We start from the raw sequence: 17160 nt of genomic DNA on the forward strand, positions 1-17160 counted from the left end.
CGCCCTGCCCACAGCCGCCGCCCTCCTGGACAACCTCCACCGCACCGCCGCCGACCGCACCCGGGACACCTTCGGCCGCCTCCGCGCCACCGACCCCGAACGCTTCGCCCGCGCCTGGCTGGCCACCGCGCTCTACACCGACGAACTCGACCACGCACTGTGCGCCGCCGCCTGGAGCGCCGGACCGCCCGTGCCCGCGCCATGATGACCAACGACCGCCTGCGGCTTGGCAGTCGAGCCGCTGTCATGAGGAATACTGGAAGTGGTGAGGCAGGCGACTCACCGCCAGGACGGGTGAAATGTCGGAGTTTTGTAAAGTAAGTAAAATCCAGCTACTCGCCAGCTAAATCCCCAGCTCACGCCCTCTCCTCCCCGCGCACGCGGGGGTGTTCCCCAACACCGGCCGTGCGCAGAACCTTGCGCGCACTCCTCCCCGCGCACGCGGGGGTGTTCCCACACATTCGGTGTAAGTCGCCGCAAGCTCCTTGCTCCTCCCCGCGCACGCGGGGGGTGTTCCCCAATCACGACGTGTGCCTACGGGCAGTACATTCCAGGACGGGGGACGCGAAGACGTGCGACCGGGCACGACTCTGGCTCATGAGTACCGACGACCAGGGAGCAGCCAGCGGCTACCTCCACGAGCTTGCCTCAGCGCTCTGCGGAGTGGGGCTGACGAAACGGTACGGCGTCACGATGGCGACCTGCGCTGCTGGTGGGTGGGGGAGTACCTCGTGCGCCGGCAGCCGAGCTGCCCGCCCCCTCCGGGTGTGCGCCGTCCCCGCCACGGGCGGTGCGGATCGGGCTTGTTCCTCTGGAACGACCGGCCCTGAGCAGCGAAAAGCCCCACTGCGCGCAACATGCACGGTGGGGCTTCGGTCGGCTTCGCGGCGCGCGCTCAGTTGGTGATCTCACCGGTCTTGACGCCGGACACGAACGCGGCGAACGCACCGGCCGGGAGCGCGAGGGCTGGGCCGGTCGGGTTCTTGGAGTCACGCACGGGAACGGTGCCCGTGCTCGACGCGATGCCCGGGGCCCACTCGACGCATGAGCCGCCGTTGGTGCTGTAGGTGGACTTGATCCAGCGAACGGAGCCGGTCGTCATGGGGTGCCCTTCCGTACCTCTTCGATCATGGCCACCGATGCCGCCTGAGACAGCGATTCGGCCTGAAGCTGATGATAAGCCCTCACCAGAGGAAGCACGGAGGAACTTTCTCGCTCTAGATGGCCGTGGGTCTGGGACTCGACGTAGGACACCACCGAGCCGCCCGGCAGCGTGAGCAGGTTCACTAGCCGATCAAGGGGGCGCCGCTCACCAAGCGAGAGCGGCGCAAGCTGGAGGATCGTGTTCGGTAGCGCAGCAAAGTCGACCAGGCGCTGCAACTGTGCGTGCATCACGTCCGGGCCGCCAAATGGCCGTCGGATCGCGGTCTCGTCCAGTACCGCTATCACCATCGGGGACGCTTTCCGGGTCAGTGCTGCTTGGCGCCTTATGACTGCCTGAACTCGTTCGTCGGCTTGTTCCGGTGTGATGCTGCCCCGGTCGACCGCTGCTCGGTTGTGGACCTCTGCATACTCGCGGGTCTGGAGCGGGCCGGGGACCGCGACGGTGTCGAACAGTCGCACTTCTGTAGCTCTGCCTTCAAGGTCTACGTACTCGGGGAACCCTTGCAACAGCACCCCGTGCCGGATCTCGCCCCACTCGCGGGCGAACGACTCGGCGGTTCCGTCGAGTCCTAGGGCTACGTCAAGCGCCGCCGAAAATTTGCGAGTTGGCGATTTGTTGCCAGTTTCCACGCCCGAGACATGCCGCCCTGAGTAGCCCATGCGCGCGCCCAAGTCGTTTTGCAGCCACCCCCTCGCTTCCCTCAACCTGCGCAGACGCGCGCCGTACGCCGCTTCCGGGCTCGCGTCCGGGTTCAGATCCTTGCGGTTTACCAATGTGCTCCCCGCCCCTGCGACATTGAATACCCCCTGACTCTAGGCAACTCTGTGACTCCTTGGTAGTGGCAGCACTACGGAGAGGAGCAGTCGTGTGCCCTGATCTTCAGCCCGGAGGCTGGCACAACAGCCCGCAACTGCGGGTTCCGCCTGTACCACCTGAACGTGTGACCGAAGCGGGAACCGCCGCACACCAACTACGCGACGCGTTGACCGCCGTGGGCATAAGGCTTCCGGTGGCTGCTACCCCGCTCGTGTGGGGCTCCGCGACGGGTGGACCGGTGCGCTTGGTCGAAGTCGGCCCGATGCTCCCCGATGTCGCGGCCCGTATCGCCGAAGCGTTGCGTGCATCCTCGTCGGCGGGGTGCGCCGATGAGTGACTGTCAGACCTGCAAGGCGCTCCGTGAAGCACTTGAGCACTCCCAGAAAAGCGGTGACGCCCTGTCGGTGCACGAGATGCGGACCGCCATCCGAGCGCACGAGCGAGAGCACCGGTGACCGGCACGGGCGCCGAGGGCGAGCCGGAGCCTTCTCCGGCTCCCGCCCCGGCGGACGACGAGCCGCCGTGCCCGCTCGCTGAACTCGTAGCGCGCTCCGTGGAGTTAGGCCGGGCCGTCGAAGCGCACTTCAAAGAGCTGAGGCGGCGGTGAGCGGCGGCTACCGGTTCGCGCGGTTCCAGCTCGTACGCCTGCCCGGCCCGCTCGTCTTCCGTGCGCAGTGCGAAGTCTGCGAGGAGATCGGCCCGCAGGCGGACACCGGGGACGCGGCCATGACGTGGACGATCTTCCATCTGGAAGACCATCCGGACCACGACCTGTTCCGAGAACTCAGCTCCACCCCGTACCGGGCGGAGCCCCGCACGTGAGCGCCGGGCGGTACGTGGACGGCTACCACTGCGAAGTGGTCGCCCGGTCCCCGGACGCCGGGGGTGAGTGGTACTTGGCCACGACGTGGGCCGACACCCCCGACGACGCGCTCAACTGGCTTCACCACCAGGCCGTGCGGCTCGCGGATGTGCTCGATGTCGCCGAGGACGACCAGGCCGAGGACCAGCACCAGTACGTGACTCCGGTGTCCGAGGTCTTCCGCGAGTGGACGGCGGACACGAAGTTCCGCGCAGTTCAGCGCGCCGCCCTGGCGGACGGGCAACCGGTCAGCGCGAACGCCCGGGGCCCGGATCGGATCTGCGGTTCCGCGGATGTGGAAGTCCTCTACTCGCTGGCCGCCCGCCCCATCCTCCGCCCCGTCCTCGCCCCCTTTGGGAGTAGCAGTGTCGATCATCGATGAGCAGCGCGCCGAAGCGGCGTCCTTCCCAGCCACAGACATACAGGTCGGCGACTTCATCACGCTTGCCGGCTCGTGCCTGCGGGTCACTGCCGCCGTCCACCGTGGCGGCATCACGCGGCTGGAGCTTGGCCTCAGCGTGCGCGTACAGATCCACTCGCACATCGACGTGACCGTGATCCGACCCGTCCGTCCGGCCCGCCCCGTGCGGCCCGTGCGTGCCCTCTGGGCGCGCTGAACCCCGAACGCCCGCCCTGGTCGTGTTCCGGCTCCCTCCGGCGACCGGGGCGGATCACCCCTCTTGCCCGTAAGGGTGTGCGTTCCCGTCTGGCGAGGGGTCTCCCGTTCCGACGCATCTGGAGAGGAGGTAGGCAGATGGACGAAGACGTCAAGGAAACGGCTGAGGGATCGGATGTACCGACGGTCATCGACCTGGGCGACGCCGCCGCACTGACGCGTGGTAGTTCGTCGTCGTCTGTGGAGTCCAAACAGACTCCGTACAGCTAACGAGCAAGTAGCGGCCCCCTGCGGGAGCAATCCCAACGGGGGCCGCCCCGACGTCAAACGGCGGAAGGAGTGAGGAGATGAAAGACCGTAGAGCGCGGTGGTACGGCGGATGCGCACCCGGCAGCCGGCCCGTCGCAGCACCCGTGGGCGCGCGTCTGCTCTGGCGTGACCCTGCGCTGTGGGTCTGTGGCGGCTGGCAGCCCGAGCAGGTCCGAACCCTGGCGCTCGGCAGCGCGCGCATCGCCGTACTCGGTCCGTGCTCGGCCACGGAACACGACTTGGCCCGTGCCCTGTCCGCCCCCGAGCTTGCGACCGTAGCGCGGACGTGGGCGGGCTCTCACACGGTTGTTCGGCTGACCGAGCGGGGCCGCGTGGAAGTCCTCGCCGATGTGGGGGCAGCGTCACCCCTCTACACGGTCAGAGCCCCGGACGGAGCGGTGTGGGGGTCCAGCTCGTTGGCACTGTCCTCGCTCACCGGCGGAAGCGTCGATACAGGCTGGCTCGCCGCGTATCTCCGGGACAAGCACAGCCCCGCTTCGGGCCTGAGTGCATGGGCGGGCGTGACCCCCGTTCCTGCCGGTCATCTGCTGACGCTCGGCTCCGAGGGCGGAATGACTCTCGCCTCGTGGTGGAAGCCGATGCGACGGACACCCCATGAGGCATCGACGGCGCTTCGGCATGCGCTCGGCGAAGGTGTCCGCGTACGGGTGTCCGGAGTGCCCGCGAGCACCGACCTGGCCGGTATGGACTCGACCACGGTCACGCTCCTCGCCGCGCAGTGTGGGCCGATCACCGGCGTCACGGTGCACCCTGCGGGCGTGACTACCGGCGGAGATATGGAGTACGCCCGGGCATTGGACGTCCCCGGTCTCATCCGTTCGCCGTTCCCTCTCGCTGCCCGACATCTGCCGTTCAGCGCAACCGACGTGCCGTTGCCCGCGACGGACGAACCGGCACCATCGACGGCCGTTTGGGCGATGTTCGCGGACCAGCTCGGCACCGTGGCTTCCGCGGGCTCCGTCTGCCACCTGACCGGGGACGGCGGGGACAACCTGTTCTCATCCACTCCCGCACACCTGGTGCGCCTCGCCCGTAGCGGTCACTGGGCCCGGATGTTCGGGGACGCGCGGGACTGGGCTCGGCTCCGTCGCCAAAGCCCCCGCCCGTTGCTCACCGCCGCACTACGGGGCAACGCGTACCGAATCGGCCGTGCCGATTTCGGGCGGCCGAAATGGCTCGCCGCGCCCGTCCCGAAGGTGAGCGCTCCCACGGGCCCCGATGCAGACATGGCGTTGGTGGCCGAGTTGCGCACGGTCGCACGGTCGGCGTACGCGGAACTCCAACTAGCGGACGCGCTCGGGCTCGCGCTGCACAACCCGTACTTTGACGGGGCGGTCCTGGACGCGGTGGTCTCGGCCCCCGCCGAACAGCGCTACTCGGCTCGGCGGTACAAGCCCATGCTTGCCGACACGTTCGCCGACCTGCTGCCCGACGCGCACCGGACACGGGCCGCCAAGGGGCTCATGGTCGGCGACTTCCACCTAGGGCTACGCATGAACCGGCGGCGCGTGCTCGGTCTCGCGGACGGGCGTCTTGCGGCCCTCGGGCTCGTCAACCCCGCGCCGCTGCGTGCGACCGTTCACGCGGCTGCCCTCGGGGCTGAGACGGTATGGCCCCCGCTGCTGTCCGTCCTCGCTGCCGAGGCATGGCTAGAGGCAGTCGAACGCGCTCCCGGCACCGAGTGGACGCGGAACGCGCCGACCCCGGCGGGTGCACCGTGAGCCGAGCTAACACCGTGGTCTCCCGCGCCTCGCACGCGTCGGTCGTGCTCGACTACGACACGGGGACGGTCCAGTTGCGGCCCACGTCCCACGACGTGACCGCCATGGGGGCGAGCGTCGTTGACCTTCCCGACACTGTTCCGACGTGGGGAACCGTCGAACAGTCAGCGGCACCGCCCGAGCACGCCACTGTTCCGCTGCGCTGGCGGGTGGTTGCCGTGCCGGCTGTCCTCACCACCGCCGCAGTGCGGGCCGCCGGTCGTCGTCGGAACCGGTTCTCTCGGCTGGTCCGGCTCGCCTGCTCTGGGCGCGATTTGCCCCCGGCAACAGCCGCTCAGGCTCGCTACGCTGTCCGCGCCGCTCGTTGGGCCGCTCGGTTCCTGCCGATGCGCTGGGCGTGCCTGGAGGACTCGACGGCTGCCGCACTCGTGCTGACGGCCGTTCGACGCCGCGCCGAGTGGCGGCACGGTGTAGCGCTCGACCCCGTACGGCTGCACGCGTGGATAGCCGACCCGGAAGGGGAACCGGTCGAGGAACCGGCGGACACCGCGCTGTATACACCCACCTACACACCAGACGGCCCCGGCTCGGCGCGGGGCACCAGAAAGGTACGACCGTGAGTGAACCGCACATCCTGTTGAGCGGCGAAACGCTCGCTCTCGCAATGCCCCGCGCGGACATGCTGCCCGAGTACCACAAGTGGGAGAACGACCCCGCAACGATCCTGGGGTACGGAAACCAGTGGGCGCAGGCGTGGGAGGTTCGCGCCGCCGGGTACGAGCGGCAGCGCGGGAACGACCGCTTCCAGCAGTTCGAGGTGGTCCGGCTGGACGACGGTACGCCCGTAGGAATGACGATTCTGGAAGTCAACACGTACGTGCGCACCGCTGAGTTCGTGATGGTCCTCGCCCCCGCCGAGCGCGGGAAGGGCCACGCAGCGGAGGCGACTCGCCTAACGCTGGACTGGGCGTTTCACCTTGCCCATCTGCGGGCGGTCTGGCTCAAGGTGCTGGAGCCCAACAAGGCCGGAATCAGCGCGTACGAGAAGGCGGGGTTCCGGTCGGCTGGTCGGCTCCGCCGCTCGGGGTTCTGGCTCGGGAAGCCCGTAGACGAACTGATCATGGACGCGGTACCCGAGGACTTCCCCGAACCTTCCGCCGTCGCCGCGACGTTCGGCGACTGACACAGTCGTCACGTAGGAGCTTGCTCGTTTTCCCCGCTGCGGAAGGGCGGACGGGCACTCTCCTCCCCACTACGGTCCCGCACGAAGGTTCCCCGCTGCGGAACCGTGAAGACGTGTCCTTCGTCGCGGAGCAGTTTTCACCGGGCGAACCGGTAGCCGCCGCACACCGCTTGCCCAACTTTCGGAGGTGCGCCTCGATTGCTCGTCCCAGCTCTGCGGACCTCACACGAAGATCCGCCAACGAGGTCGGTTGTTCGTTGCCGGTGCAGGTTGATGACAGCCAGGGTGTGATGCCGCATCCACCCGGGCGCAACTCGTCGCAGCCGTTGAAGAGCCTTGACCGCTTCCTCCACATGTCCCAAGTCCGTGTGAGCGCGGGCGATATCCAACAGGAGCCACGTCCGCCAAGACGGTGGCGTGTCCGCAGAGAGGCGCATTCCCCCTGCCCAAACGGAGGGCTTCCTCCGGGTGGCCGTACTGGACAGCGAGCCGAGCTCTCTCGATTCTCACGGACGACCGATTGAATACAGATACCATCCTGCTGTCCTCCGACGGAGGAAGCTCCGAGAGGCGGCCAGTAGCCGATTCCGCCGCGAGCATCGTCTCGTTGGCCGTGTCGTAGCTTCCGGATCGCGCGGCGGATGTGGCGGCGGACATCACGAGGTCGCCCCACACCCGCAACCCTTCGGCGGTCTCCCCGCGTCCTTGCTCCACCTGATCCGAGGCGCGCACCGCGATCAACTCGGCATCGTCGAGAGCGTTCTGGCGTTGGTAGTTCCATATTCGTGCTCGTCGGGAGGTGTCAGCATCCGAACGGCCTGGCGTCCCACGCGTGCCCAGTGCCGCGTGCCGCCGTGCCGCCGCTTCAGTCGGTGGCCGGTTGCGGGGGCCAGGGGCCCCAGGCGTCCATGAAGGAGCCGCCGAGGAGTGGGGTGCCTGGGCGGGCCCAGCCGGGGTCGTCGGGGGTGATCACCGCGTCCGCGTACTGCTCGGCGTCGTCCTGCGGGTGGTAGCCGATCTGCCGACCCCGGGTGAGGTCGAGGACGGCGCGGGTGTTGGCGGAGACGCCGTTGACGACGGTGTGTCCGACCTCGGTGGCGGTGAGGGAGGCGTGGACCAGGCGGGCACAGTCGTCCGGGCTCAGCCAGATCGACAGCTCGCGGGCGTTGCGGGGCCGTGCGTAGCAGGCGCCGATCCGCAGCGAGACGGTCTCGATGCCGCAGCGGTCCCAGTAGAGCTGCGCCAGGTCCTCACCGGCGCACTTGGTGAGGCCGTAGAAGGTGTCGGGCCGGTGCGGTACGTCGGTGCCGATCGGCGGCTGTCCGGGGCCGGGGCAGCGGGTGAAGCCCACGGCGTGGTTGCTGGAGGCGAGGACGACCCGTGGTACGGCCTCCTGCCGGACCGCCTCGTAGAGGTGGTAGCCGCCGAGGATGTTGTTGCGCACCATTTCCGGGAAGTCGCGCTCCCCGGGGTGCGCCGCCAGGTGCACGACCGCGTCCGTCCCGCGCACCGCCTCGCGCAGGGCGGACTCGTCGTCCAGCGGCGCGGTGACCGCGTCCGGTTCGCCGGGGACCGGGAGCCGGTCCAGCAGTCTCAGTCGCCAGCCCAGGGCCGGGAGGCGTTCGCGCAGCATCGTTCCGATCCGGCCGGTGGCACCGGTCAGCAGAACGGTGGGGGAGGTGTCGGGCCCGGTCATCTCGCTCCTCGGCTGCGGGGTGGGCCCGCCGCCCGCCGCGCCCGGTCGTGCCGGAGGCCGGAGGAGGCCCGCCGGGAGTGATGCCCGCCACCGCGCGGGGCGCAAACAGCGGCGCGCCGGTAACGTCCTGGTTTCCGCGGCGGCCCCCGGCTGGGCGTACCCGCGCCGGTCAGGCAGAATGCGCCACGTTGAGTCACGTACCGCCTTGTTCAAGCCGTCCCGGCCGTCGGTCCGGGCACTCTCCGTGAGGATGTCCATGAGCACCACCGAAGTCGACGCCGGCGGCGGCAAGTCCGCCTCCGGTGCCAGCCGTCTCGACGCGTTCTTCCAGATATCGGAACGCGGCTCCACCGTCGGGCGGGAGATTCGCGGTGGCCTGGTCACCTTCTTCACCATGGCGTACATCCTGGTGCTGAACCCGGTGATCCTCGGTGGGACCACCGACGTCAACGGCGATCAGCTGGAGGTGGCGCAGCTGGTCACCGTCACCGCGCTGGTGGCGGCGGTGATGACGCTGCTGATGGGTGTCACCGCCAACCTGCCGATCGCGTTGGCGGCCGGGCTCGGCCTCAACGCCATGGTGGCCTACGGTCTGGCGCCGATCATGACGTGGCCGGAGGCGATGGGCCTGGTGGTGCTGGAGGGGCTGCTGATCTGCGCGCTGGCCGTCACCGGCCTGCGGGAGAAGGTCATGCAGGCCATCCCGATGCCGGTGAAGCAGGCCATCGGGGTCGGTATCGGGCTGTTCATCGCCTTCATCGGCGTGATCAACGCCGGCTTCGCCGGTCCCGGCGACGGCACCCCGGTGACCCTGGGGGACGGCGGCGCACTGCGCGGCTGGCCGGTGCTGGTGTTCTGCCTCGGTGTGCTGCTGACCTTCACGCTGCTGGCGCGGAAGGTGAAGGGCGCCATCCTGATCAGCATCGTCGCGATGACGGTGCTCGCGGTGATCATCAACACCGTCGCGGACGACGTGCAGTGGGGGCTGACCACGCCGGAGCTGCCGGGCGGGATCTCCGACATCGTCGCGGCGCCGGACTTCGGTCTCGTAGGGGCGTTCAGCCTGTTCGGAGCCTTCGGGCAGATCAGCGTGATCACCGTGGTGCTGCTGATCTTCACCCTTTTCCTCACCGACTTCTTCGACACCATGGGCACGGCCGTCGCGGTGACCAACGAGGCCGGTCTGCTGGAGGACGGCCGTCCGCCGCGGCTGGGCCGGCTGCTCTTCGTGGACGGTCTGGCCACGGTCGGCGGTGGCGCGTGCTCCGCCTCCTCGAACACCGCCTACATCGAGTCCGCGTCCGGTGTCGGCGAGGGGGCACGTACCGGCCTGGCCAACATCGTGACCGGTGGACTCTTCGCGCTGGCGCTGTTCTTCGCCCCGCTGGCGTCGGCGGTGCCCGCGCAGGCGGCGTCCCCGGCGCTGGTCGTGGTCGGCTTCCTGATGATGACGCAGGTCGCGGGCATCGACTGGAAGTCCTACGACCTGGCGATCCCGGCCTTCGTGATCATCGCGGTGATGCCGTTCACGTACTCCATCACCAACGGCATCGGTGCGGGCTTCATCGCCTATGTCGTGGTCAAGGCGGCGATGGGCCGTACCCGCGAGGTGCACTGGCTGATGTGGGTGACCGCGGCGATGTTCCTGGTGTACTTCGCCATCGACCCGATCGAGCAGGTCCTCGGCATCCGCTGACACGCACCGCTGAGACGGCGGCGGGCGGTCTCCCATCGATCGACGGGGGACCGCCCGCCGCCGTCTCGCGGTACGCCGGTCTGCCGACGTCCACCGGACGGGTCAGAGCGTGATGCCTAGCACCAGCGCGCCCAGGGTGTAGACACCCAGCGTCACGACGACGATCGCCATGATGTTGAGCAGCGCCCCGCCGCGCACCATTTGGCCGATGGTGACGTGTCCCGATCCGAAGACGATGGCGTTGGGCGGGGTGGCCACCGGGAGCATGAAGGCGCAGGTGGCCGCGAGGGCCACGGGAACCACGAGGAGCATCGGGTCCAGGCCCAGCCCCAGTGCGACTCCTCCCATGATGGGAAGGAAGGTCGCGGCGGTGGCGGTGTTGCTGGTCAGTTCCGTCAGGAACAGCACCAGCGCGACGATGGCGATGACCAGCAGCACGACGGGGATGGCGTCCAGCCCCGTGACCTGCTCGCCCACCCAGGCGCTGAGGCCGCTCGCGCCGAACTGCGAGGACAGCGCCAGGCCGCCGCCGAAGAGCAGCAGGATGCCCCACGGCAGCTCCTTGGTGTCCTCCCAGACCAGGACGCGGCGCGAGTTGTCACGGTCGGCCGGCAGCATGAACAGCAGGATCGCGGCGGTGACAGCCACGCCGGCGTCGCCGAAGCGGGCCGGCCACTCCCACACATCGTCCAGTTGCGGCACGACCACCCAGGAGACCGCGGCCAGGGTGAACACGGCGAGCACCGTCTTCTCCGCGTGGCTCATCGGCCCGAGGTCACGCTTGCGCTCCGCGATCATCTCCCGGCCCCCCGGGATGTCGGTGATCGTGGGCCTGAAGACGATCTTGGTGAGGACGAACCAGGCGATCACCAGGAAGACCGCCGCCAGCGGGACACCGAAGAGCATCCACTGGAAGAAACCGATGTTGATGTCGTGCTCGCTGCTGAGGTACTCACGCAGGAACGCGTTGGGAGGGGTCCCGATGACCGTGCCGAGCGATCCGATGGACGCGGCGTACGCGATGCCGAGCATCAGCGCCGTGGCGAAGTTCGGGTCGCGCCGCCCGTCGCCCAGTTGGGCGACCAGGCCGAGCACCGCCACACCGATGGGCAGCATCATCACGGCGGTCGCCGTGTTCGAGATCCACATGGAGAGCAGACCGGTGGCGATCATGAATCCCGCGATCATCCGGACCGGACTGGTGCCCACCAGCAGGACGGTCGCCAGCGCGAACCGGGTGTGCAGGTTCCAGCGCTGCATCGCGACGGCGAGAATGAACCCTCCCATGAACAGGAAGATCGTCTCGCTGGCATAGGGAGGCGCCACCTCGGAGAGGGGGGCGTTGCCCAGCAGAGGGAAGAGGATCAGCGGCATCAGCGCGGTGGCCGGCAGGGGGATGGCCTCGGTCATCCACCAGACGGCCATCAGCGTGGCGACGGCCGCCACGTTCTTCCCGTCCGCGGAGAGTGAGTCGGGGGCGATCAGCCGAACGGCGACGGCCAGGACGACGCCGAGGCCCAATCCGATCCACTGGCGGGGGAGCACCTTCGGGGCGGCGGAGCCGGCCGTCCCGTCTCGGGGCGGCTGAGGCTCTGTGGCCTTGTCTATCTGGGATTGCGACACGGATTCACCCTTGGTTGGTTTTCAGCCGTGCCAACCTCCCATCCGACGGTGCCCGTAGCAAGCACCTGCACCAGCACCTGCACCAGCACCGGTGTCAGTACCTGCACCGGTGTCAGTACCGGTACCGGCACCTTCGGTTGCCGGACGCCGCGCGGGCGGTGCCGGGTCCTCGGCCCCGCACACGCGGCGTCCGGCCCCCGGTCAGCTCACCGGGGTGAAGTCACGCGCCCCGATGTACTCGGGGCGGCGGACCGGCGCGGCGAAGGGTTCCACCGCTTCGTTCTCGACGCTGTTGAAGACGACGAAGACGTTGCTGCGCGGGTACGGGGTGATGTTGTCGCCCGAGCCGTGCATGGCGTTGCAGTCGAACCAGGTCGCCGAGCCGGGCTTCCCGGTGAACAGCCGGATGCTGTGGTCCTGCGCCATCCGGGTCAGCTGCTCGTCGGACGGGATACCCGCGTCCTGCATCTGGAGCGACCGCTTGTAGTTGTCCTCGGGGGTGGCGCCCGCGCAGCCGAGGAAGGTCTTGTGCGACCCCGGCATGATCATCAGGCCGCCGTTGGTCGTGTAGTTCTCGGTCAGGGCGATCGACACCGAGACGGCGCGCATGTGCGGCAGGCCGTCCTCGGCGTGCCAGGTCTCGAAGTCGGAGTGCCAGTAGAAACCGGAGGCTCCGAAGCCCGGCTTCACGTTGATCCGGCTCTGGTGGACGTACACGTCCGAGCCCAGGATCTGGCGGGCCCGGTCGGCCAGCCGTGGGTCGCGGACCAGCCTCGCGAACACCTCACTGATGCGGTGTACCTCGAAGACGGTCCTGATCTGCTGTGACTTCGGCTCGACGATCGAGCGGGGGTCCGCCTTGATCGCGGAATCCGTGGTCAGACGGTCCAGCTCGCGGTGGTACAGGCCCACCTCGTCGTCGCCGATCAGTTCCTCGACGGCCAGGAAGCCGTCGCGTTCGAAAGCGGCCAGTTCGGCCGCGGGCATCGGTCCAGCCGCACCGGGCTCGGACCAGACCACCGGGTCCTGGCGCTTGGTGATCATTTCGGAGTCGCCGCGTGTGGGGTACAGGTCGGCGATCTGCGCGGGTGCGGTCGTCATGGTGCTGCCATCTCCTCTCGGTCGTCACGCCCCGAATGGATAGGCCCCGACACTCACCACGGCCGCCGGGCGGTGGCTTCCGACCGGCGGACCGGGTGATGACCGGTAGGCCTGAGCCGGGGGGTACGCGTCAGCGCACCCCCCGGCTCAGGCCCGGGGCCCCGGCTTGCTCAGTCCTCCGCGGGCTCCGTGAGCAGCGGATAGACGCCGTTCTCGTCGTGGTCCTCCCGCCCGGTCACCGGGGGGTTGAAGACGCAGACCACGCGGAAATCGGTCTTGGGACGCAGTGTGTGCTTCTCATGGCCGTTCAGCAGATACATGGTCCCGGGGCTGATCCAGTGGACCTCCCCGGTCTCGTCGTTGGTGAGTTCCGCCTCACCATCGACACAGAGCACCGCTTCGATGTGGTTGGCGTACCACATCGAGGTCTCGGTGCCCGCGTAGAGCACCGTTTCGTGCAGCGAGAACCCGACACGCTCCTTGGCCAGGACGAGGCGCTTGCTGCGCCAGGTGCCGGAAGCCGACTTCACGTCCCGGTCGGTGCCTTCGATCTCGCTCAGAGAACGGACGATCACTTCTTCACGGTGCCTTCCTGCGAGCCGTCCGGCAAGTGGCGGGAGGTTACGTCTCCCGCACTTCTCCATCGGACGGTTGCGCGGTCGTTACGTTGGGTTCACCGGCGCACGCCCTGCGCGTGCGCCGGAGTGGCCGGATCGGGGGCCGGCGGACCGTGGGGATCCGCCGACCCGACGGCGCGTCAGGCGGTCTCGCGGACGGCGCGTGCCAGGATGCGCAGACCCTCGTCCAGCTCCCCGGGTGAGATGGTCAGCGCCGGCAGCAGCTTGACGACCTCGCTCTCCGGGCCGGAGGACTCGATCAGCAGCCCGAGGTCGAAGGCGCGCTTGCAGATCTTGTTGGCGCGCTCCTTGTCGGGGAACTCCATGCCCCAGACCAGGCCACGGCCACGGAAGTGGGCGCCGCTGTCCGGGTTCTCGCGGACGATGCCGGCCATCGCGGCCTCGACCTGCTCACCGCGGGCCATCGTCTGCTTCTCCATCTGGCCGTCGTGCCAGTAGGCGTCCAGCGCGGCGGCGGCGGTCACGAACGCCGGGTTGTTGCCGCGGAAGGTGCCGTTGTGCTCGCCCGGCTCCCAGACGTCCAGCTCCGGCTTGAACAGCGTGAGCGCCAGGGGCAGTCCGTAGCCGCTGATGGACTTCGAGACGGTGATGATGTCCGGCGAGATGCCCGCCTCCTCGAAGGAGAAGAAGGCACCGGTGCGGCCGCATCCCATCTGGATGTCGTCGACGATCAGCAGCATGTCGTAGCGCTTGCACAGGTCGGCCAGCGCACGCAGCCACTCGGCGCGCGCGACGTTGATGCCGCCCTCGCCCTGGACCGTCTCGACGATCACGGCGGCGGGCTGGTTCAGCCCGGAACCGGAGTCCTCCAGCAGCCGCTCGAACCAGATGAAGTCCGGGGTGCGGCCGTCGAGGTAGTCGTCGAACGGCATCGGGGTGCCGTGCACCAGTGGGATGCCGGCGCCGGCCCGCTTGAAGGCGTTGCCGGTCACCGCCAGGGAGCCCAGCGACATGCCGTGGAAGGCGTTGGTGAAGGAGACGATCGACTCCCGGCCCTTGACCTTGCGGGCCAGCTTCAGCGCCGACTCCACCGCGTTGGTGCCGGTCGGCCCGGGGAACATCACCTTGTGGTCCATGTCGCGGGGCCGCAGGATGACGTCCCGGAAGGTCTCCAGGAACGCCCGCTTGGCGGTCGTCGACATGTCCAGGCCGTGGGTGATGCCGTCGCGCTCCAGGTAGTCCAGGAGCGCCCGTTTCAGCACGGGGTTGTTGTGACCGTAGTTGAGTGACCCCGCGCCCGCGAAGAAGTCGAGGTAGCGGTGGCCGTCCTCGTCGAAGAGGTAGCTGCCCCGCGCCTGGTCGAAGATCGCGGGCCAACCGCGGCAGTAGCTGCGTACTTCCGACTCGACGGTCTCGAAGACACTGAGGTCGGGCTGGGTGATCGTCACGGCGTTCTCTCCTGGGACTCGGTGCGGGCGGTTGCGTGCCGGGGGCGCCCGGCGAGGTGCTGCGGGGACCGGCGCGTCGGCCTCCGGTGGACGTCGCGCTGCGCGGCGGGGTGCGGTACGGGGTGGTCCGAACGTGGAGCCGGCGCGGCGCTGCCCGGTACGTCGTCGTCCGGTGCTGCGGCGCGGTGCGTGGTGCGGAGGCGGTCCGGTCGGTGGTGCGCGGTGGTGCGTCAGTGACCGTCGACGGGTCCGATCCGGTGGAGGACCTCGGGCTCGTGGCCGCTCTCGGGGAACACGTCGGGGTCGAACAGCGTGTCGCTGCGCATCGGGGCGCCGCGCCGTTCGGCGAAGGAGGTGAACAGCCGGTTCGACGGGGTGTTGTCCGGGGTGACCGTGGTCTCCACGAACGCCACGTCCAGTTCCTCCGCGGTGCGGTCGACCAGTGCGCCGAGCATTGCCGCGGCCAGCCCGCGTCCGCGCTGGCTGTGGTCGACGGCGACCTGCCAGACGAAGAGGGTGCGCTGATCCTGCGGGCGCAGATAGCCGGTGACGAACCCGACGGGGGACCCGTCCGCGTCCCGTGCCACGATCGACGTGGCACTGTGGTCGCGGCACCACAGCAGGTAGCTGTAGGAGGAGTTGAGGTCGAGAACCCGGGAGTCGCGCGCGATGCGCCAGAGCGCCGCGCCGTCCTCCAGTCGTGGATAGTCGAGCTTCAATCCTTCGGGCTTTTCTGCGCTTTTACTGGGGGCACGTGCATGGTCTGCTTGTGCGGAGGTCATGTCTATCGAATTTACCCAGCAAATGGGAAGATTGCATCGCCAGGCGCGGTTCACACAGCGCTCGATCCATGCTACGGGGAACCCGGTGAAACCGACCTCAAACCGGCTCGTTCTGCGGCTTTTGTGGTGACATTCCCGTGCAGATCGGGCACGGTGTTGGCTTGGTCACAGATCCGTAACGTCACCGACATCTGCAACCGCCAATCGTTGATCCGGTGAAACCGAATACGTTTTGTTTAGCCTTCCACGATCGGGGCAGCAGCAGATGGGCGGCTAGCCTCGTGTGGCGGATGAGAATTCTGGTGAGATCGTCTCCCGCAGAATCCCCGCGTGGAATCCCCGAAGAATCCCGGCGCCGACCGGTGCGCCGCGAGCGCGGAACTCGTAGCCTGCCGCCATGACTTCCCGCCTGGAGCGACCGGTACTGCACATCCGGGGCCGCGTGCTGACCGGCCCCGGACCCGAGGACGTACTCGACGAGCTGTGGGCCGTCGACGGCCGGGTCAGCCTCACCCGCCCCACCGCCGGCGCGGACGACGCGGTCACCGTCACCGGATGGGCGCTGCCCGGGCTCATCGACGCCCACTGCCACATCGGCCTCGACGGCCACGGCGCCATCGACGCCGCCGCGGCGGAGAAGCAGGCCGTCATCGAGCGCGAGGCCGGGGCGCTGCTGCTCCGCGACGCCGGCTCGCCCTCCGACACGCGCTGGATCGACGACCGCGAGGACCTGCCCCGGGTGGTGCGCGCCGGCCGTCACATCGCCCGCCCCCGCCGTTACATCCGCAACTACGGCCATGAGATCGAGCCCGCGGAACTGCCCGAGTACGTCCGCCGGGAGGCGCGCGCCGGAGACGGCTGGGTCAAGCTCGTCGGCGACTGGATCGACCGCGACCGGGGCGACCTCGCGCCGTGCTGGCCCGCCGACGCGCTCCGGGAGGCGATCGCCGCCGCCCACGAGGAGGGCGCCCGCGTCACCGCCCACTGCTTCTCCGAGGAGTCGCTGCCCGACCTGCTCGCCGCCGGGGTGGACTGCGTGGAGCACGCCACCGGGCTCAGTGAGCGGACCATCCCGCTCTTCGCCGAACAGGGCGTCGCCATCGTCCCCACGCTGGTCAACATCGCGACCTTCCCGCAGCTCGCGGCGGCGGGCGAGGCCAAGTTCCCGCGCTGGGCCGCCCATATGCGGCGCCTCCACGAGGGGCGCCACGCCACCGTCCGGGCCGCCTGGGAGGCCGGCGTCCCCGTCTACCCCGGCACCGACGCCGGGGGCACCATCGCGCACGGACTGATCGCCGAGGAGATCGCCGAACTCGTCCGGGCGGGCATTCCCGCCCCGGACGTGGTCGCGGCGGCGTCCTGGGGCGGGCGCGCCTGGCTGGGCCGCCCCGGGCTGACTGAGGGTGCCCCGGCCGACCTGGTGGTCTACGAGGACGACCCCCGGCGCGACGTCCGTGTGCTCGCCGCGCCCCGGCGCGTGGTGCTGCGCGGGCGCGTCGTGGCCTGAGCGCGCCTGCGGGCGCCCCCCGGCCGGCGGAGCGTG

The 17160-nt window shown here is 69.3% G+C and carries 17 protein-coding genes and 2 pseudogenes; 10 read left to right on the forward strand and 9 right to left on the reverse strand.

Annotation, left to right across the window (positions count from 1 at the left end; genetic code table 11):
• Positions 1–205 (forward strand): annotated as a pseudogene (locus E0D90_RS01490) (hypothetical protein); the annotation flags it as partial.
• A 690-nt stretch (positions 206–895) separates the two neighbouring features.
• Here E0D90_RS01490 and E0D90_RS01495 read toward each other — a convergent pair.
• Positions 896–1102, reverse strand: coding sequence for a DUF397 domain-containing protein (locus E0D90_RS01495; RefSeq protein ID WP_130796338.1), 207 nt, complete (start codon positions 1100–1102; stop codon positions 896–898).
• On the reverse strand, positions 1099–1938 hold the full coding sequence (locus E0D90_RS01500; RefSeq protein ID WP_130796339.1) for a DUF5753 domain-containing protein: 840 nt from the start codon (positions 1936–1938) through the stop codon (positions 1099–1101). Before E0D90_RS01500 ends, E0D90_RS01495 begins: the two co-directional genes overlap by 4 nt.
• A gap of 646 nt (positions 1939–2584) precedes the next feature.
• Between E0D90_RS01500 and E0D90_RS01505 the strand changes: the two genes are divergently transcribed.
• From E0D90_RS01505 to E0D90_RS01535, 7 genes are all read left to right on the forward strand, one after another.
• Positions 2585–2803, forward strand: a complete 219-nt coding sequence (locus tag E0D90_RS01505; RefSeq protein ID WP_103503605.1) for a DUF7848 domain-containing protein — start codon at positions 2585–2587, stop codon at positions 2801–2803.
• Complete coding sequence (locus E0D90_RS01510) at positions 2800–3225, forward strand: hypothetical protein (protein WP_130796340.1); 426 nt, start codon at positions 2800–2802, stop codon at positions 3223–3225. The genes E0D90_RS01505 and E0D90_RS01510 overlap by 4 nt, the downstream gene beginning before the upstream one ends.
• Complete coding sequence (locus tag E0D90_RS01515) at positions 3209–3460, forward strand: hypothetical protein (protein WP_130796341.1); 252 nt, start codon at positions 3209–3211, stop codon at positions 3458–3460. The genes E0D90_RS01510 and E0D90_RS01515 overlap by 17 nt, the downstream gene beginning before the upstream one ends.
• Positions 3461–3597: 137 nt before the next feature.
• Positions 3598–3729, forward strand: a complete 132-nt coding sequence (locus tag E0D90_RS01520; RefSeq protein ID WP_103502383.1) for an albusnodin family lasso peptide — start codon at positions 3598–3600, stop codon at positions 3727–3729.
• Between the two features lie 77 nt (positions 3730–3806).
• Positions 3807–5510, forward strand: a complete 1704-nt coding sequence (locus E0D90_RS01525) for an albusnodin/ikarugamycin family macrolactam cyclase (RefSeq protein WP_130796342.1) — start codon at positions 3807–3809, stop codon at positions 5508–5510.
• Between the two features lie 104 nt (positions 5511–5614).
• A complete protein-coding gene (locus E0D90_RS01530) occupies positions 5615–6130 on the forward strand; it encodes a lasso peptide biosynthesis B2 protein (RefSeq protein WP_103502869.1) in 516 nt (171 codons plus the stop codon).
• Entirely contained in the window at positions 6127–6693 is a 567-nt protein-coding gene (locus E0D90_RS01535) for a GNAT family N-acetyltransferase (RefSeq protein WP_227869915.1), read from the forward strand. Before E0D90_RS01530 ends, E0D90_RS01535 begins: the two co-directional genes overlap by 4 nt.
• 137 nt (positions 6694–6830) lie before the next feature.
• Here the strand turns inward: E0D90_RS01535 and E0D90_RS27575 are convergent.
• Positions 6831–7473 (reverse strand): annotated as a pseudogene (locus E0D90_RS27575) (hypothetical protein); the annotation flags it as partial.
• 85 nt (positions 7474–7558) lie between these two features.
• Positions 7559–8389, reverse strand: a complete 831-nt coding sequence (locus tag E0D90_RS01545) for an NAD-dependent epimerase/dehydratase family protein (protein ID WP_130796343.1) — start codon at positions 8387–8389, stop codon at positions 7559–7561.
• A gap of 250 nt (positions 8390–8639) precedes the next feature.
• Here E0D90_RS01545 and E0D90_RS01550 point away from each other — a divergent pair, with 250 nt between their 5' ends.
• Positions 8640–10085, forward strand: a complete 1446-nt coding sequence (locus E0D90_RS01550) for an NCS2 family permease (protein ID WP_103528860.1) — start codon at positions 8640–8642, stop codon at positions 10083–10085.
• 102 nt (positions 10086–10187) lie between these two features.
• Here E0D90_RS01550 and E0D90_RS01555 read toward each other — a convergent pair whose 3' ends face one another.
• From E0D90_RS01555 to ectA, 5 genes are all read right to left on the reverse strand, one after another.
• The gene (locus E0D90_RS01555) at positions 10188–11708 is read right to left on the reverse strand and encodes an SLC13 family permease (RefSeq protein ID WP_227869917.1); all 1521 of its coding nucleotides are present in this window, start codon (positions 11706–11708) and stop codon (positions 10188–10190) included.
• 201 nt (positions 11709–11909) lie between these two features.
• Positions 11910–12809, reverse strand: a complete 900-nt coding sequence (gene thpD / locus E0D90_RS01560; protein ID WP_103502864.1) for an ectoine hydroxylase — start codon at positions 12807–12809, stop codon at positions 11910–11912.
• A gap of 170 nt (positions 12810–12979) precedes the next feature.
• A complete protein-coding gene (locus E0D90_RS01565; protein ID WP_103502863.1) occupies positions 12980–13384 on the reverse strand; it encodes an ectoine synthase in 405 nt (134 codons plus the stop codon).
• 182 nt (positions 13385–13566) lie between these two features.
• Positions 13567–14835 carry a diaminobutyrate--2-oxoglutarate transaminase gene (ectB, locus tag E0D90_RS01570; protein ID WP_103502862.1) on the reverse strand — a complete coding sequence of 423 codons (1269 nt, stop codon included), beginning with the start codon at positions 14833–14835 and terminating at the stop codon, positions 13567–13569.
• 230 nt (positions 14836–15065) lie between these two features.
• Positions 15066–15617: a diaminobutyrate acetyltransferase gene (gene ectA / locus E0D90_RS01575; protein WP_103502861.1), complete on the reverse strand. Its 552-nt coding sequence runs from the start codon at positions 15615–15617 to the stop codon at positions 15066–15068.
• 397 nt (positions 15618–16014) lie between these two features.
• Between ectA and E0D90_RS01580 the strand changes: the two genes are divergently transcribed.
• Positions 16015–17124: an amidohydrolase family protein gene (locus E0D90_RS01580; protein ID WP_130796344.1), complete on the forward strand. Its 1110-nt coding sequence runs from the start codon at positions 16015–16017 to the stop codon at positions 17122–17124.
• The last annotated feature ends 36 nt before the right edge of the window (positions 17125–17160 follow it).

Origin of the sequence: Streptomyces otsuchiensis (genome assembly GCF_004305975.1) — a bacterium.
GTDB classification, from domain to species: Bacteria; Actinomycetota; Actinomycetes; order Streptomycetales; family Streptomycetaceae; genus Streptomyces; species Streptomyces otsuchiensis.

Coding starts and splice junctions, on each gene's coding strand:
- E0D90_RS01550 (WP_103528860.1), top strand. CDS start 8,640: ATGTCCATGAGCACCACCGAAGTCGACGCCGGCGGCGGCAAGTCCGCC.
- E0D90_RS01545 (WP_130796343.1), bottom strand. CDS start 8,389: ATGACCGGGCCCGACACCTCCCCCACCGTTCTGCTGACCGGTGCCACC.
- E0D90_RS01495 (WP_130796338.1), bottom strand. CDS start 1,102: ATGACGACCGGCTCCGTTCGCTGGATCAAGTCCACCTACAGCACCAAC.
- E0D90_RS01530 (WP_103502869.1), top strand. CDS start 5,615: ATGGGGGCGAGCGTCGTTGACCTTCCCGACACTGTTCCGACGTGGGGA.
- thpD (WP_103502864.1), bottom strand. CDS start 12,809: ATGACGACCGCACCCGCGCAGATCGCCGACCTGTACCCCACACGCGGC.
- E0D90_RS01580 (WP_130796344.1), top strand. CDS start 16,015: ATGACTTCCCGCCTGGAGCGACCGGTACTGCACATCCGGGGCCGCGTG.
- E0D90_RS01520 (WP_103502383.1), top strand. CDS start 3,598: ATGGACGAAGACGTCAAGGAAACGGCTGAGGGATCGGATGTACCGACG.
- ectA (WP_103502861.1), bottom strand. CDS start 15,617: ATGACCTCCGCACAAGCAGACCATGCACGTGCCCCCAGTAAAAGCGCA.
- E0D90_RS01525 (WP_130796342.1), top strand. CDS start 3,807: ATGAAAGACCGTAGAGCGCGGTGGTACGGCGGATGCGCACCCGGCAGC.